The sequence below is a fragment of the Microbacterium sp. KKR3/1 genome, from assembly GCF_021272365.1.
GTDB classification, from domain to species: Bacteria; Actinomycetota; Actinomycetes; order Actinomycetales; family Microbacteriaceae; genus Microbacterium; species Microbacterium aurugineum.
This window is the reverse complement of the sequence record NZ_JAJSDW010000001.1, coordinates 210,429-226,225: the sequence shown is the minus strand read 5'-3', so window position 1 is coordinate 226,225 and position 15,797 is coordinate 210,429. Positions and strand designations below refer to the sequence as shown.

The following is a 15,797-nucleotide window of genomic DNA, read 5'->3' as shown; positions in this document are numbered from 1 at the left end:
GACTACTTCTTGTCCTTGCCTTCGACGTCTCCCGAGAGCGCGGCGATGAACGCCTCCTGGGGGACCTCGACGCGGCCGACCATCTTCATGCGCTTCTTGCCCTCCTTCTGCTTCTCGAGGAGCTTGCGCTTACGGGTGATGTCGCCGCCGTAGCACTTCGCCAGCACGTCCTTGCGGATCGCCCGGATGGTCTCACGGGCGATGATGCGCGCGCCGATCGCCGCCTGGATCGGGACCTCGAACTGCTGACGAGGGATGAGCTTGCGCAGGCGCTCGGCCATCATCGTGCCGTAGGCGTAGGCCTTGTCCCGGTGGACGATCGAGCTGAAGGCGTCGACCTTCTCGCCCTGGAGGAGGATGTCGACCTTGACGAGGTCGGCTTCCTGCTGTCCGGAGGGTTCGTAGTCGAGAGAGGCGTAGCCCTGCGTCTTGGACTTCAGCTGGTCGAAGAAGTCGAACACGATCTCACCGAGCGGCATGTTGTAGCGCAGCTCGACACGCTCCTCGGAGAAGTACTCCATTCCGAGCAGGGTGCCGCGGCGCGACTGGCACAGCTCCATCACGGTGCCGACGTAGTCCTTCGGCAGCAGGATCGCGGCCTTCACCATGGGCTCCGAGACCGATCCGATGCGCCCGTCCGGGTACTCGCTCGGGTTGGTCACGGTGACCGTCTCGCCCGTGTCACTGGTGAGCACCTCGTAGATCACGCTGGGCGCGGTCGTGATGAGGTCGAGTCCGAACTCGCGGGCGAGGCGCTCCGTGACGATCTCCAGGTGGAGCAGACCGAGGAAACCACAGCGGAAACCGAAACCGAGCGCGACCGAGGTCTCGGGCTCGTACTGGAGCGAGGCGTCCGAGAGCTTGAGCTTGTCGAGAGCCTCGCGGAGCTCCGCGTAGTCACTGCCGTCGATCGGGTAGATACCGGAGAAGACCATCGGCTTCGGGTCGGTGTACCCCGGCAGAGGTTCCGATGCCGGCTTCCGAGACGTGGTGATCGTGTCTCCGACCTTCGACTGGCGAACGTCCTTCACACCCGTGATCAGGTAGCCCACCTCGCCGACGCCGAGCCCCTTGGTCGGGGTCGGCTCCGGGCTCGACACGCCGACCTCGAGCGCCTCATGGTTGGCCCCGGTCGACATCATCTGGATGCGCTCGCGCGGCGAGAGACTGCCGTCCACCATGCGCACATACGTGACGACACCGCGGTACGCGTCGTACACCGAGTCGAAGATCATCGCGCGGGCGGGCGCATCCGCGTCGCCGACCGGAGCAGGGATGTCCTGGACCAGCCGGTCGAGCAGCTCCTCGACGCCGACGCCGGTCTTGCCCGAGACACGCAGCACATCCTCGGGCTTGCCTCCGATGAGCGAGGCCAGCTCCTTCGCGTACTTCTCGGGGTCGGCGGCCGGCAGGTCGATCTTGTTCAGCACCGGGATGATGTGGAGGTCGTTCTCCAGCGCGAGGTACAGGTTCGCGAGCGTCTGCGCCTCGATTCCCTGCGCCGCGTCGACGAGCAGGATGGCTCCCTCGCAGGCCGCGAGCGAACGCGAGACCTCGTAGGTGAAGTCCACGTGGCCGGGTGTGTCGATCATGTTCAGGGCCACGGTCTGACCGTCGAGCTCCCACGGCATCCGAACGGCCTGGCTCTTGATGGTGATCCCGCGCTCGCGCTCGATGTCCATGCGGTCGAGGTACTGGGCCCGCATGTCTCGGTCCGAGACGACGCCGGTGATCTGGAGCATCCGGTCGGCGAGCGTCGACTTGCCGTGGTCGATGTGGGCGATGATGCAGAAATTGCGGATCTGCGCAGCCGGCGTCGAGGCAGGCTGGAGAGGTGTGAGAGCGCGTGGGGACATGTCCCTTCGATTCTACGGTGAGGGGGCGCTAATCCCCGATTCCCGCATTCCGGTGATAGTCTCCCGAAGTTGCCTGGGAAATTCCGTGACACCGGATCCCGCAAGCGATAAGACTCCATCACAGACCCCGTGGCGGTTGTCGCATCGCAGAGTTCGGTGGATGGCGATTCCGTAATCCAACTGACTCAGCGTTGCGTCGGCTGATCCCGAGCGCGTCTGTAGAAGAGAAAGACTGACCCCTTGATCAAGTACCTCCTGCGCCGAACACTCGGCTGGCTGCTCATGATCGTGGTCGCGACGAACCTCACGTTCTTCCTCGCGTGGGGATTCCTCGACCCGCGCAGCAACTACGTGGGGCGACGACCACCCCTGACGCCGGAGCAGATCGACAACGTCCTGATCCCGCGCAACCTCAGCGACACCGTGCCGCTCATGGAGCGGTGGTGGAACTGGTTCAGCGGCATCCTGTTCCGCTGGGACTGGGGCACGAGTCCCACCGGGCAGTCGGTCAACGAGCAGGTCGCCTACCGCATGTGGGTCAGCGCGGAGCTCGTGCTCGGTGCGACGATCATCGCCGCCGTGCTCGGCATCTGGCTGGGTGTCTACACCGCGTCCCGCCAGTACAAGCTCGCCGACCGCATCGGCCAGGCGACCTCGATCATCACGATGAACATCAACATCATCGTCGCCGGCCTCGCGGTCGTGCTCCTCGCCATCGCCCTCAACGAGTGGACAGGGGTGCGGATCTTCTACGTCACCGGCTCCTCCAGCCCGGGCGTGACCGGCTTCTTCCCGACCATCATCGACGCGCTCCAGCACGTCACGCTGCCCACGATCGCGCTCGTGCTCGTCGGCTACGCGCAGTACCACTTCCTCCAGCGCTCGCTCCTGCTCGACAACATCAACGCGGACTACGTGCGCACCGCTCGCGCCAAGGGACTGACCAAAGCGCAGGCGGTCCGCAAGCACGCCCTCCGCACGTCGCTCATCCCGGTCGCGACCCAGGTCGCCTTCACGATCCCGACGATCTTCACCGGCGCGATCCTGACCGAATCGATCTTCGCCTGGCAGGGCATGGGCCGCTACTTCCTCGACACCATCAACCAGAACGACATCAACGGCGTGGTGGCGGTCGCCGCGTTCGGCGCCGTGCTGACGGCGATCGGCGCGGTCCTCGCGGACATCGTCGTCGTCGTCCTCGACCCGCGAGTGAGGGTGAGCTGATATGACCACCGAAATGATCGATCCGCTGGTCGAGCCGTCCACCGAGGCAGCTCCCCGCAAGTCCCTCTCGAAGTGGACGCTCTACACACGCCGTTACATGCGCAACAGACCGGCCGTCGGCGGCATCGTCGTCCTGCTCGCCCTGATCCTGTTCGCGACCCTCGGCCCGGTGCTGTCTCCGTACGCCGTCAACGACATGGACTTCCTCGCGCTGAGCACGCCGCCCTCCGCAGCGCACTGGTTCGGCACGAACGGCGCCGGAAACGACACCTACACCCAGACCGCGGTCGGCTTGCAGCGCTCGCTCATGATCGCGATCACGGTGTCGGTCGGAACCACCATTCTGTCGGCCCTCGTCGGCACGGCCGCCGCCTATTTCCGCGGTTGGTTCGAACGCATCGCCCTGCTGGTCATCCACTTCATGATGGTGGTCCCCACCTTCCTGATGCTGTCCGTCATCTCGAACGACTCGGGAGGCGTCTGGTGGGTCATCGCCCTCGTGATGATCTTCGTGAGCTGGTTCTTCCCCGCGCGCATCATCTGGACCATGGCACTGTCGCTTCGCGAGCGGGAGTACGTGCAGGCGGCGCGCTACATGGGCGTCCGAGGCACACGCATCGTGCTGCGACACCTCGTCCCCAACATCGGTTCTCTGCTGGTCATCAACTTCACGCTCGGTATCGTCGCAGCCGTGACGACGGAGACCGGCCTGTCGTTCATCGGCTTCGGTGTGAAGATCCCCGACGTCTCCCTCGGATCACTGATCGGAGAGGGCAGCACGTCGATCACGAGCTCCCCGTGGCTCTTCTACTTCCCGGCGTTGGCGCTCACGCTGCTGACCGTGTCGATGGCGTTGATCGCCGACGGCCTGCGTGACGCGCTCGACCCCACTTCGGCTGCAGGAGGCCGCGCATGAGCCCCGTACTGTCCGTCCGCGACCTCACCGTCAGCTTCGCGTCCGAAGCCGGCCGCGTCGATGCCGTTCGCGGCGTCTCCTTCGATCTGGAGGCCGGCAAGACCCTCGGCATCGTCGGTGAGTCCGGCTCCGGGAAGTCCGTCACCTCACTGGCCGTCATGGGCCTGCTCGACGAGAACGCGAAGATCTCCGGCTCGATCCTGTTCGATGGACAGGAGCTCCTCGGAAAGACCGACGCACAGCTCTCCCGGATCCGCGGCAACGGCATCTCGATGATCTTCCAGGATCCGCTGACCTCGCTGACGCCCGTGTACACGATCGGGTCCCAGTTGATCGAGGCGCTCACGGTGCATCGCAATCTCAGCGTCAAGGAGGCGAACGCCCGGGCGATCGATCTTCTCAAGCTCGTGGGCATCCCTGAACCTGAGAAGCGGATGAAGGCGTTCCCCCACGAGTTCTCCGGAGGAATGCGTCAGCGCGTGGTGATCGCGATCGCGATGGCGAACGACCCGAAGCTGATCATCGCCGACGAGCCGACGACCGCGCTCGACGTCACGATCCAGGCGCAGATCCTCGACCTGATCGACAAGGCGCAGGCCGAGACCGGCGCCGCTGTCATGATGATCACGCACGACATGGGCGTGGTCGCCCGCACCGCCGACGATGTGATGGTGATGTACGCCGGCAAGCCTGTGGAGCAGGCCCCTGTCCGCGAGCTGTTCCACCAGACGAGGATGCCGTACTCCATCGGCCTCCTCGGCGCGATCCCCCGCGTGGACAAGGCCGAGAAGGAACCGCTCACCCCGATCGTGGGTAACCCGCCCCTCCTGATCAACCTCCCCGACGCCTGCCCCTTCGCCGACCGCTGCCCGATCGTGATGGATGCGTGCCGGACGCGTGAGCCGGAGCTCCTCCCCGTCCTGACCAGCGGTGGCGAGGCACATCGCGCCGCCTGCATCCGCTCGAACGAGATCGAGGACGGCGGCATGCTCGGCGGACTGCCGGTGTATCCGGTCAGGGAGGCGCCGGAGAGCGAACTCACCCGCCTGCCCCGCGAGGAGCGTCCGATCACGCTCGAGGTGAAGAACCTCACCAAGACCTTCCCGCTGCTCAAGGGCGCCTTCCTCAAGCGCAAGGTCGGCGAGGTGCATGCTGTCAAGGGCATCAGCTTCGACGTCCGCGAAGGCGAGACCATGGCGATCGTGGGCGAGTCCGGGAGCGGGAAGACCACGACGCTGCTGCAGATCATGGACATGGTCAAGCAGTCCGAGGGTGACATCGTCATCGCCGGGACGAGTGTCAACGACATCCGCAGCCACAAGGTGGAGCGGGCGTTGCGGCGCGACATCCAGATCGTGTTCCAGGACCCGATGGGTGCGCTCGACCCGCGCATGACGGTCGCGGACATCATCTCCGAGCCGCTGACCGCCATCGGTACCCCGAAGGCGGAGGTGAACCGACGCGTCGGTGAGTTGATGGATCTCGTGGGCCTCAACCCGGCGCATCGCGATCGGTTCCCGCAGGCGTTCTCCGGCGGGCAGAGGCAGCGCATCGGCATCGCCCGTGCACTGTCGACGAACCCCAAGATCGTGGTGCTCGACGAGCCGGTGTCGGCGCTCGACGTGTCGATTCAGGCGGGCGTCATCAACCTCCTGGACGATCTCAAGGTCAAGCTCGGGCTGTCGTACCTCTTCGTGGCTCACGACCTCTCCGTGGTGCGTCACATCGCGGATCGCGTCGCCGTCATGTACCTGGGCGACTTCGTGGAGCACGGCGACGTGGACGACGTCTTCGACAACCCCCAGCATCCCTACACCAAGGCTCTGCTGTCGGCGATCCCGGTCCCCGACCCCGACATCGAGCGGACGCGGCAGCGGATCGTCTTCGACCCGGAGACCACCTCGGGCCTGTCGAACGCCTCCTGACCGGAGACGGATCACCGTCCGATAACGGTTAGGCGGCATTCACTTGGCTCGGCCGCATTCGTGTACCGGGCGAACTATTCTCCCCTTATGACACGCCGAAAGGCGAAAGGAGCACCATGAAGCAGTACAAGCTGATGGGAGCGCTGGCACTCACCGGCGCTTTCGCACTCGCGCTCAGCGGGTGCGCTGCCGGCAACAGCGGCAGTGGCGACAATGGCGACAACGGCGAGAAGACCGACGTCGAGATGGCGGACTACAATCCGCAGCCTCGCGAGAACCTCCAGGAGGGTGGCGAGGTCAACTTCGCGATCCGTGAGGTGCCGCCGCAGCTGAACGCCTTCAACAGTGACGGCAGCGCCGACACCGCACGCATCGCCGCGTGGTACACGCCGCAGCTGATCCTGATGGAGCCGGACGGCACGCAGTACAAGAACGACAACTACCTCGACGAGTGGAAGCACGAAGTCAAGGATGGCAAGACGGTCCTGACCTTCACGTTCACCGATGAGGCCCACTGGAACGATGGCACGGACATGGACTGGACCGCCATCGACGCCACGTGGAAGGCCAACCGCTCCTACGACGAGGGCTTCAACCCGAACGCCACCGACGGGTACAAGGACATCGAGTCCGTCGAGCAGGGCGACACCGCCAAGACGGCGATCGTCACCTTCAAGGGCGAGTTCGCCTGGCCGCAGATGCCCTTCAACGGTGGCGTCATCCACCCGGCACTCGCAGACCCGGACACCTTCAACGAAGCGATGATCGAGAACCCGCACCCGGAGTGGGGCGCCGGTCCCTACACGGTCGACGAGTATGACGCGACCAAGGGCTACATCTCGTTCAAGCCGAACCCCGAGTGGTGGGGCGACGCTCCGCTGCTCGACAAGGTCACCATGACGGGTATGGACGGCCAGGCCGGCGTCAACGCCTTCAAGAACGGCGAGGTCGACATGGTGGAGACGGGCTCCCAGGAGCTCATCGACCAGGTCAAGGACGTCGACGGTGCCAAGGTCTACCGCGCGCAGCAGACCGCCAACACGATCCTGCAGGTCGACTCCTCCAAGCCGCAGTTCGAGGACGTCAAGGTCCGCGAGGCGTTCTTCAAGGCCATCAACATCGACCAGCAGAAGCAGATCGCATGGAACGGCCTCGGCTATGAAGAGGACCCGGCCGGCTCGCTGACCCTGTTCTCGTTCCAGCCCGGCTACACCGACTCGATGAAGGGCGCCGGCTGGGAGTTCGATGTCGAGGGCGCCAAGAAGCTGCTCGACGAGGCCGGCTGGACCGAGGGTTCGGACGGCATCCGTGAGAAGGACGGCGTGAAGCTCTCGGTGGTCTACCCCATCTGGAGCGACACGGCGACGCAGAAGGCTCTCGCGCAGTCGCTGCAGGCGCAGGAGAAGGAGGTCGGCATCGACGTCCAGGTCGAGGTCCGTCCCGCCAGCCAGTTCTCTGAGGACTACACCTCGAAGAACTGGGATGTCTCCGGTCTCCGCTTCACCTCGTCCGACCCGTTCGGTGCCGCCTGGTTCTGCCAGCTGTACTGCTCGGACTCGGGTCTCAACCTGTCGGGTGTCGGTGACGCCGAACTCGACGCCGAGATCAAGGACAAGGTCGAGTCGCAGTCCGACCCCGAGGCGCAGACCGCTGCCGCGATGGAGCTCGAGCCCGAGATCTACAAGCGCTGGGGCCTGATCCCGCTGTACAACGGCCCGCAGATCTACACGGTCCAGGAAGGCCTCGCCAACCTGACGCCGGAGCCCTACGTGGGTCTCGACCTGTTCGGCATCCAGCCCGTCGAGAACGTCGGCTGGGAGAAGTAACACCCTCTGACGTTCGCGTCGAAGCGGGGCCGGTGGTTCATCCACCGGCCCCGCTTTCCTTATGCTGTTCGCGTGAGCACCCAGATCGTCCTCGTGCACGGCATCCGCACGTCCGCGACGATGTGGCGCGCACAGACCACGTATCTCGACGAGCAGGAGTACGCGTCGACCGCGGTCGATCTTCCCGGGCACGGAAGCCGCATGGACGAGGACTTCACGCTGCACGAAGCGCTCCACACGATCGATGCCGCCGTACGTGCGGCAGCGGAGAAGGGCCCCGTCGTGCTCGTGGGGCATTCGATGGGTGGGCTGCTGTGTCTCGCCTACGTCGGCGGGGCACAGCGACCGCCGGTGGCCGCGCTCGTCGCGGCGTCGTGCACCTCGCTCCCCCATGGTGCGGGACTCCGCGCCTATCGCCTCTTCGCCCGGGCTGTCGACTCGCTGCCCGATCGCGGTATGTGGCTGACCGGTCGCGTCCTCGAGGCCACCATCCCCACGGAGACCAGATCCGACTTCGCCGCCGGTGGATATGCACTGGACATGCAGGACACGGCGCTGCGCAGCCTCGCCGCGCTGGACATCGCCGCCGCAGTCCCGCGGATCGAGGTCCCGCTCTGGTTCGTGAACGGGCAGTACGACCAGCTGCGTCTGAACGAGTCCTTGTTCCGACGTCTCGCGCCGCATGCGGAGCTCCTCATCGTGCCCCGCACGACGCACCTGGTCACGGCGATGCGGCCACGGGTCTTCAATGCCGTGCTGCAGCTGGCCATCGCGACGGTGGAAGAGGAGCAGCCCGGCTCATGAGCGCGACGGCTGGCGCGCGAACGCGGTGAGCAGTCCTCCCACCAGCGACAGCACGGCAGCAGCGACGAAGACGAGCCAGAAGCCGCCGACGAGAGCGACCAGTGCCGCACCGAGCACCGGTCCGATCAGCTGTCCCAGGGCTGCGGTGACGTTGACGATCCCGAGATCCCTGGCGTGATCCTGGGCGTCAGGGAGCAGGTCGGCCGCGAACGCGAGACCGACCGTCGAGAAGGCTCCGTACCCCAATCCCATGAGAGCCGCGGCCACCATGGTCATCTCGAACGTCGGCACCAGAGCGATCGCCACGCCCGAGGCCGCCTGGACGACGGTTGCGGCGAGGGTGAGCGTGCGCCTGTTCCCTGTCCGGTCCGACACGATGCCGGTGACCACGGAAGCGAGCACGACGAACACGGTGTACACCACGATCAGCAGCAGGAGATTGTCCTGAGCGGCAGCGGTCGGCTGACCGAGACCATGCAAGAGGAAGAAGAGGAACAGCGCGGTGCCGAGAGCATTGCCGACGTTCGTCACGAGGCGTCCCGAGAGCATCCAGGCGAAGTCGCGGTCACGGAGGGAGGCGAGCGGTCGGCGTCCGCCAGGTTTCGGCCGCAGCGCCTCGGTACTCGGCGGATCGGGCAGCAGCAGGGCCGCACCGGTGCCGACGACGGCGATCACCGCGGCGAGCAGCAGATAGCCGGCGCGGACGTCGAGCCCGAGCAGTACCACCAGTCCGACACCGAGCACGATGCCCACCGCCTGACTCGATCCCACCGCTGCGGACGCCGCACCGCGCTGCGTCGAGGGCAGCTGGTCGGCGATGAGCGCCGTGAAAGCTGCGGAAGAGACGGCGACGCCGATCGATACGCCCACCCAGCCTGCACCCACGGCCCAGGGTCCCTCAGCGAAACCGGTGAGGATGAGACACACGGCGGTGAGCAGAACGCCCCCGAGGGCCCAGGGGCGCCGGCGGTGGCGTCCCGCGGCCGCACGATCGGAGAGCGCCCCGGCGGCGGGACCCGCGACGATACCGGCGAGCCCCCCGATCCCGAGGACGAGCCCCGAAGACACCACGCCGCGGATCCAGTCGTCTTCGGGGGTGTCGAGCTGCAGAGGAAGCAGCAGTTGCACGGGAGTGAGCTGCACCGTCCAGATCGCGAGCCACGCCAGCGTGAACACCGACATCCATCGTGCGCCCGCCTTGACCGTGCGGGTGCCGGAGACGCCGGTCACCGCGCCTCCTCCGCGGCGATGGATGCCGCCCGCGACCGCGCGATGAGGTCGCGATACCACTCGTACGACGCTTTGGGTGTGCACTCGCCCGTCTCGAAGTCCACGTGCACCAATCCGAACCGTTGGGTGTACCCGTCGGCCCACTCCCAGTTGTCCAGGAGCGACCACACCGTGTACTCCTCGACGGGCACCCCGGCGTCGATCGCCTCGCCGACCGCCGCGATGTGACCTGAGAGATAGTCGATGCGATCGATGTCGTCCACGAATGCTGCCCGCTCGGGCTCAGGGAAGGACGCCCCGTTCTCTCCGATGATGACGGGCGGGAGATGCGGATGCCGCGTGTGCAGGTCGATCAGCAGATCGCGCAGGGCACCGGGCATGATGGGCCACTCGGGTCCGAAGCCGGTGACGGGGACGCCGGGGGTCGGCACGATGTCGAACGGTATCGGGCCTCCCTCCGCCGCATCGGTGACCGTCGTGGGGTTGTAGAAGTTGATGCCGTAGAAGTCGATCGACCGTGCGATCTCCTTCAGATCCCCGTCGCGCACGGGCAGCGGTGGCAGCCCGAATGCCTCGAGATCCGGATAGTGGCCGGCGAGGAGCGGTTCGCTGAACACGCGGTTGTGGATCACGTCGTACCCGGCGGCGGCCTGGTGGTCCTCGGGGGTGTCGCGGAGCGGGCGGACCCAGGTGTGATTGTTCACGAGGCCGACGGAGGCGGCGCCGTGGCCGTGCAGCACCGCAGCCGCACGAGAGTGCGCGAGGAGCTGATGGTGGGCGGTGGGCAGCGCGCCGAAGAGCAGTTCCTTCCCGGGAGCGAGCGCGCCGACCGCGTAGCCCTGCAGCGTCGTCATCGCCGGCTCGTTGAGCGTGTACCACTGCTCGACGCGATCACCGAGACAGGCGGCGACGATGGTCGCGTAGTCGGCGAAGCGCTCGGCGGTGTCGCGCTCGAGCCAGCCACCGTCGGCCTCGACCTCGCTGGGCATCTCCCAGTGGAACAGGGTCGGGAACGGTGCGACCCCGGCCTCGAGCAAGCGGTCGACCAGCCGGGAGTAATGGTCGAGCGCCGCGCGGTCCCCCGAACCCCGACCTCCGGGTTGCACGCGTGCCCACGGGATGGAGAATCGGTAGCGGTCGAGGCCCAGCGCCGCGGCGAGGGCCACGTCGGACTCCGGTCGTCGGTAGCTGTCACATGCAGGGTCGGCCGTCGACCCGTCGATGATCGCGCCCGGCCGTTCGAGGAAGTCGTCCCAGATGGAGCGCCCGGTCGGCCCCGTGGGACGGGACCCCTCGATCTGGAAGGCCGACGTCGCTGCGGACCAACGGAGCCCGACGGGCACAGACGGACGATCACGTGCAGGGATCATGGGGCTCCTTGACATCGATGTCGGGACAGTGATGATTCTGCACCCGGTACCATCGATTGCGCGACCGAGTTTCGCATTCTGCTCGCCGTTTCGCGCGAGCGCCCCGTCTGCTGGTAGACTCGACTCTTGGCTTGCGTGTGGGTTCTTCCCTCACGACCGCTGTGCAGCAGCCCTCTTCTGCTGCCGGCATTCCGAACACTCCTGTACAGAAAGCGTCCACACGTGGCAAACATCAAGTCGCAGATCAAGCGCAACAAGACCAACGCGAAGGCACACGAGCGCAACAAGGCCGTGAAGAGCGAGCTCAAGACCCTCATCCGCTCCACCCGCACGGCAGTCACCGCCGGCGACAAGGCAGCAGCCGAGGCCGGCCTGAAGAAGGCTTCCGTCAAGCTCGACAAGGCCGTCAGCAAGGGTGTCCTGCACAAGAACCAGGCGTCGAACCGCAAGTCGTCGCTCGCCAAGCAGGTCGCTTCCCTCTGAGCCGAAGCTTCTCAGGAAGGCCCGTCCCGTTCATCGGGGCGGGCCTTCTTCGTCCCCTCGAGTTCGAGGCCCCCGCGGGATCGAGAAAGCGGGGGGACGGTTACTCGCCGAAGGGCTGGCGCGTGGCGATCACGGTGACCATGCGCTCCAGGGCGAAGATCGGGTCGCGGGCCGCTCCCTTGACTTCACCATCGGCTCTGGCGGTCGCCTGGATGGCCATCCCGAGAGAGCGCTCGTTCCAGCCGGCCAGGTCGCGGCGGGCGCGATCGACCTGCCAATCCTTCATCCCCAGGCGCTGCGCAAGCTGTCGGCTGGGCTCGCGGTTGCCTGCCACGCGTGCCATCGTCCGGAGCTTCATCGCGAAGGCGGCGACCATCGGCACTGGGTCGGCGCCGGACGACAGCGCGTGCCGGAGCGCGACGAGCGCTTCGCCGTAGCGGCCGGCTATCGCCGTATCCGCGACGACGAACGCTGAGACCTCGACGCGACCGCCGTAGTACTTCGTGACGATCTCTTCCGAGATGTCTCCGTCGACGTCGCCGATGAGCTGCTGGCAGGCCGCCGCCAGTTCGGTCAGGTCGTCCGCGAACGCGGAGACGAGCGCACGCAGGGCTGCTGGCGCGATGCGCTTCTTGGCCGCCCGGAACTCTCCGGCGGCGAAGTCCACTCGGTCGCTGTCGCGCTTGACCGCCGGGCAGGCGATCTCGATGCCTCCGCCGGTACCGGCGCGAAGAGCGTCGAGCAGCTTCTTGCCACGCACGCTGGCGCCCGTGTGGCGAAGGATGACGGTCGCCCCCTCCTGGGGGTTGTCGAGGTACGACACGGCCTCCTGGATGAAGGCGTCGGAGCACTTCTCGACACCCGAGACGCGCACCAGTCGCGGTTCTCCGAACAGCGAAGGAGAAGTGAGCGACAGCAGTGTGCCCGGGGCGTAGTCGTCGGCCCGCACGTCACTGACTTCGAGTGCAGGATCTTCCGCGCGCAGGTAGTCGCGCACGCCGGCGATCGCACGCTCTGCGCACACCTCTTCCGGCCCCGAGACGAGCACGATCGGCGCGGGGTGCGGTTCGCGCCACGACACCTGCGGGATCTTGGTGGGCTTCGCACCACTGCGAGAGGGGGTACGCGAAGCTGCCATGGGTCCAGCCTACCGGCGCTCACCGACACCGCCCGGCTGGCGTTCTCCTCACTCCTCACCTGCACGCGCCGTCCACACCTGCAGTTCGTCGCCGCGCACACCGAGCAGGATCCTCCCCTGCTGGTCCGTGCGCAGATCCTGCGCCCCGGTCGCTGTCAGAAGGTCGAGGGTCTCGATACGCGGATGACCGTAGTCGTTGTCCGCACCGACACTGAACAACGCCACCCGGGCCCGAAGCGCCTCGTACAGGCCGGGGTCCTGATCCGCGCTGCCGTGATGGGCCACCTTGACCACGTCGTACCCGCCGAGGTCTGCCGCGCGCATCAGCAGGCGCTGGGGTGCCGCAGCGAGGTCCCCGAGGAACAGCGATCGCGGCACCCCTCCCCCGTCGAACTCCATCACCACGCTGGCGTCATTCCCTGAGGGAAACACGGGAGACCCTCTCCGGGGCCAGAGGACACGCCACGTCGCCTCCCCGAGTTCGCCCCGCTGTCCTGCCCACGCCTCGTCGACACGTGCACCCCCGTCGAGGAGCAGGGCGAGGAGGCGCCGCTCGGAATCCTCGGTGACGGGTCCGTGCAGCACCGCGTCCACCCGTCCGACGACGGCGGCGGTTCCGCCGACGTGGTCGAGGTCGAAATGTGTCAGGACGAGGAGGTCGATCCGCTCCACCCCGAGAGACCGCAGACACGCTTCCAGCGGTTCCGGCGCCGGCCCGGTGTCGATCAGTGCGACGCGGTCGCCGGACCGGACGATCAGCGCATCTCCTTGACCGACGTCGCACGCGGCGACGGACCATCCCTCCGGCGACGCCACGGTCGCGAGCGGACCGTCGAGGAGAACGCGGGCACCGGCGAGCGACGACACGATGATGAGGACCGCCGCCGCGCCGCGCCGCAGGAACACCATCGCACGCACGGTGGCCGGCCGGCGCGGAACATCAGCGGATCGGAGGAGGACAACCGACACGCACACGCTGACGAGTGCCACCAATGCCGCGCTGCCGATGCCCGCCGGAAGCAGCAGCTGCGCGTTCGGCAGTCGCGCCGTCGTCGTGGCGGTCGTCGCGATCCAGGCGGCGGGAAGCCAGGACGCCGCTGTCAGCAGATCAGCGAGGAACGGCAACGGCGCAGCAAGACACGCCAACAGACCGATCACCGTGGCGATCGGTGCCGCCGGAGCGGCGAGGAGATTCGCAGCGACCCCGATCAGCGATTGCTGCTCTGCGAACAAGGCGATGATCGGCCCACATGCCAGTTGTGCGGCGAGCGGGACCGCGATCGCCAGCGCCACCGTGTCGGGCATGACCGTCGCCAGCCCCCGGGCAAGAGGCGGGGCGAGCAGTATCAACGCCCCGGATGCCGCCACCGAGAGCGCGAAACCCGGTGACGTCGCGAGCCACGGATCGGCGAGGAGTATGCCCACGGTGCACAGGGAGAGCATGCCCGCGCCCGCACTCGGACGACCCAGCAGCACGGTGAGCATCCCGATGGCCGCCATGACCGCTGCGCGGATGACGCTCGGCTCCGGGGTGACCAGCACAACGAACCCGGCCAAGCCCACGAGGGAGAGCGCGACGCGCAACGCCCGCCCTCCTCCGCACAACGCCGTCAGCCAGAAGAGCGCGACGACGACGATCGCGCAGTTCGCGCCGCTCACCGCCGTCAAGTGGCTGAGTCCACTCGTGCGCATGTCGTCGTTCAGCTCCGGGGTGACCGCCCTGGTGTCGCCCACCGCAAGCCCCGGCAGCAGACCGGCACCGGGTTCGGGAAGACGCAACGACCGCTCGACGAAGGCGTGCTTGAGGGTCGCCGCAGCAGCGAACACACCACCCGCAGGCTCGACCACCTCCGCCTCGCTCGCGAAGACGACCAGGGTGGCGCGCTCCCCCGCGTCCGTCGCGGACGCCTCCCCCACGACGCGGATCCGTGCACCGAGTTCGAACCCGTCGCGCGGTTCGATGCCGATGCGCACCGGTGCAGCCGCAGCCTCCGTCTGGCCCGGGGGTCCGACGGCAGCGGTGGCTGCATCGAACCACAGACGTCCGTCCTGTCCGATCGATGCGGAGGACGTGACGTCGGCGACGATCTCGACGACACGGCCTCCCTCTTCCGACACCCGCTCGCGCACAGGTTGCGCGAATCCCACTGCCAGAGCGGTGCCTGCGGCCGCGGAGAGCACGACGACGAGAACCCCACCGCACGTGAACGGCCGCGCGAGCGAGCCGTGGCGGTGGAGAAGATGCGCCAGGACAGCCACCGCTCCGGTTCCGCAGAGGGCCGCGCACCCCCACGCCGCCGCGGGGAGCAGCACGCACAACAGCGCCACCGCCCAGACCGCGACGGCGAGAGGCAGCAGCCGCAGGTCACGACGCCTCACACGCGTGCGCCGTCGCGAATGCCGGCGAGCAGCTTCTCACCGATACCGGGGACGGCGAGCAGGTCGTCCACGGAACGGAAGCGACCGTTCTCTTCCCGCCAAGCGATGATCCGCGCCGCGAGTGCCGGGCCGATGCGCGGGAGAGTCTCCAGCGCCGCCTGGTCGGCGGTGTTGAGATCGATACGGTCGTCCCCGGGCGGGGCGGCTCCCGACTCCGCAGCAGCGGCGCCGACCGTCGGCACGATGATCTGCTCGCCGTCTTCGAGCAGCCGCGCAAGATTGACCGCCGCGAGGTCGGCGACGTCCGTGGTCCCGCCCGCGGCCGCCAGGGCGTCGACGAGTCGCGCGTCCGGATCGAGCACGTAGAGACCGGGGGCCGCCACCGCGCCGAGCACGTGGACGTAGAGCTCTCCGGTGGACCCCGCCCTCGCCTCATCGTCCGTGAGCGACACGGACTCGGTGGGCGGCGTCTGCCCGCGGAGGATGCCCAATCCGACAGCCGCCGACAGGACCACGAGTCCCAGCACCACGGCCGCGCCGATGCTCAGCCGCAGCCGATGCCGGAGCGGCGGCGGAGACGGTGCCTGCGGGGATGCCATCCGGCCAAGCTAGGCGAGGGCGCGGATCCCCCGAGCGTCCCGAAACA

General features: G+C 67.4%; 12 protein-coding genes. 6 read left to right on the top strand and 6 right to left on the bottom strand.

Features of this window, described 5'->3' with window-relative positions; all coding sequences use genetic code 11:
* Positions 1–2: 2 nt before the first annotated feature.
* Entirely contained in the window at positions 3–1,856 is a 1,854-nt protein-coding gene (gene lepA / locus LVJ59_RS01085) for a translation elongation factor 4 (RefSeq protein ID WP_047519933.1), read from the bottom strand.
* A gap of 240 nt (positions 1,857–2,096) precedes the next feature.
* On the opposite strand from lepA, the gene LVJ59_RS01080 reads away from it, so the two are divergent.
* The 5 genes from LVJ59_RS01080 to LVJ59_RS01060 all read left to right on the top strand — a co-directional run bounded on the left by LVJ59_RS01080 (position 2,097) and on the right by LVJ59_RS01060 (position 8,551).
* Entirely contained in the window at positions 2,097–3,080 is a 984-nt protein-coding gene (locus tag LVJ59_RS01080; RefSeq protein ID WP_232761713.1) for an ABC transporter permease, read from the top strand.
* A 1-nt stretch (position 3,081) separates the two neighbouring features.
* Positions 3,082–3,996: an ABC transporter permease gene (locus tag LVJ59_RS01075; protein ID WP_232761712.1), complete on the top strand. Its 915-nt coding sequence runs from the start codon at positions 3,082–3,084 to the stop codon at positions 3,994–3,996.
* Positions 3,993–5,921, top strand: a complete 1,929-nt coding sequence (locus tag LVJ59_RS01070) for an ABC transporter ATP-binding protein (RefSeq protein WP_232761711.1) — start codon at positions 3,993–3,995, stop codon at positions 5,919–5,921. The genes LVJ59_RS01075 and LVJ59_RS01070 overlap by 4 nt, the downstream gene beginning before the upstream one ends.
* 116 nt (positions 5,922–6,037) lie before the next feature.
* Positions 6,038–7,747, top strand: coding sequence for an ABC transporter family substrate-binding protein (locus LVJ59_RS01065; protein ID WP_232761710.1), 1,710 nt, complete (start codon positions 6,038–6,040; stop codon positions 7,745–7,747).
* A gap of 72 nt (positions 7,748–7,819) precedes the next feature.
* Positions 7,820–8,551 (top strand): alpha/beta fold hydrolase, encoded by a 732-nt coding sequence (locus tag LVJ59_RS01060; protein WP_232761709.1) that lies wholly within the window; start codon positions 7,820–7,822, stop codon positions 8,549–8,551.
* On the opposite strand, the gene LVJ59_RS01055 is transcribed toward LVJ59_RS01060, so the two are convergent.
* A complete protein-coding gene (locus LVJ59_RS01055) occupies positions 8,546–9,781 on the bottom strand; it encodes an MFS transporter (protein WP_232761708.1) in 1,236 nt (411 codons plus the stop codon). The genes LVJ59_RS01060 and LVJ59_RS01055 overlap by 6 nt on opposite strands.
* Positions 9,778–11,151, bottom strand: a complete 1,374-nt coding sequence (locus LVJ59_RS01050) for a glycoside hydrolase family 1 protein (protein ID WP_232761707.1) — start codon at positions 11,149–11,151, stop codon at positions 9,778–9,780. The genes LVJ59_RS01055 and LVJ59_RS01050 overlap by 4 nt, the downstream gene beginning before the upstream one ends.
* 222 nt (positions 11,152–11,373) lie before the next feature.
* Here LVJ59_RS01050 and rpsT point away from each other — a divergent pair, with 222 nt between their 5' ends.
* Entirely contained in the window at positions 11,374–11,634 is a 261-nt protein-coding gene (gene rpsT / locus LVJ59_RS01045) for a 30S ribosomal protein S20 (protein ID WP_047519918.1), read from the top strand.
* 100 nt (positions 11,635–11,734) lie between these two features.
* Here rpsT and holA read toward each other — a convergent pair whose 3' ends face one another.
* From holA to LVJ59_RS01030, 3 genes are read right to left on the bottom strand one after another with little or no spacing between them, the layout of a single operon-like run.
* Entirely contained in the window at positions 11,735–12,772 is a 1,038-nt protein-coding gene (gene holA / locus LVJ59_RS01040; RefSeq protein ID WP_232761706.1) for a DNA polymerase III subunit delta, read from the bottom strand.
* Positions 12,773–12,820: 48 nt separating this feature from the next.
* The gene (locus LVJ59_RS01035) at positions 12,821–15,151 is read right to left on the bottom strand and encodes a ComEC/Rec2 family competence protein (RefSeq protein ID WP_232761705.1); all 2,331 of its coding nucleotides are present in this window, start codon (positions 15,149–15,151) and stop codon (positions 12,821–12,823) included.
* Complete coding sequence (locus tag LVJ59_RS01030) at positions 15,148–15,750, bottom strand: ComEA family DNA-binding protein (protein ID WP_232761704.1); 603 nt, start codon at positions 15,748–15,750, stop codon at positions 15,148–15,150. The genes LVJ59_RS01035 and LVJ59_RS01030 overlap by 4 nt, the downstream gene beginning before the upstream one ends.
* Positions 15,751–15,797 lie beyond the last annotated feature (47 nt).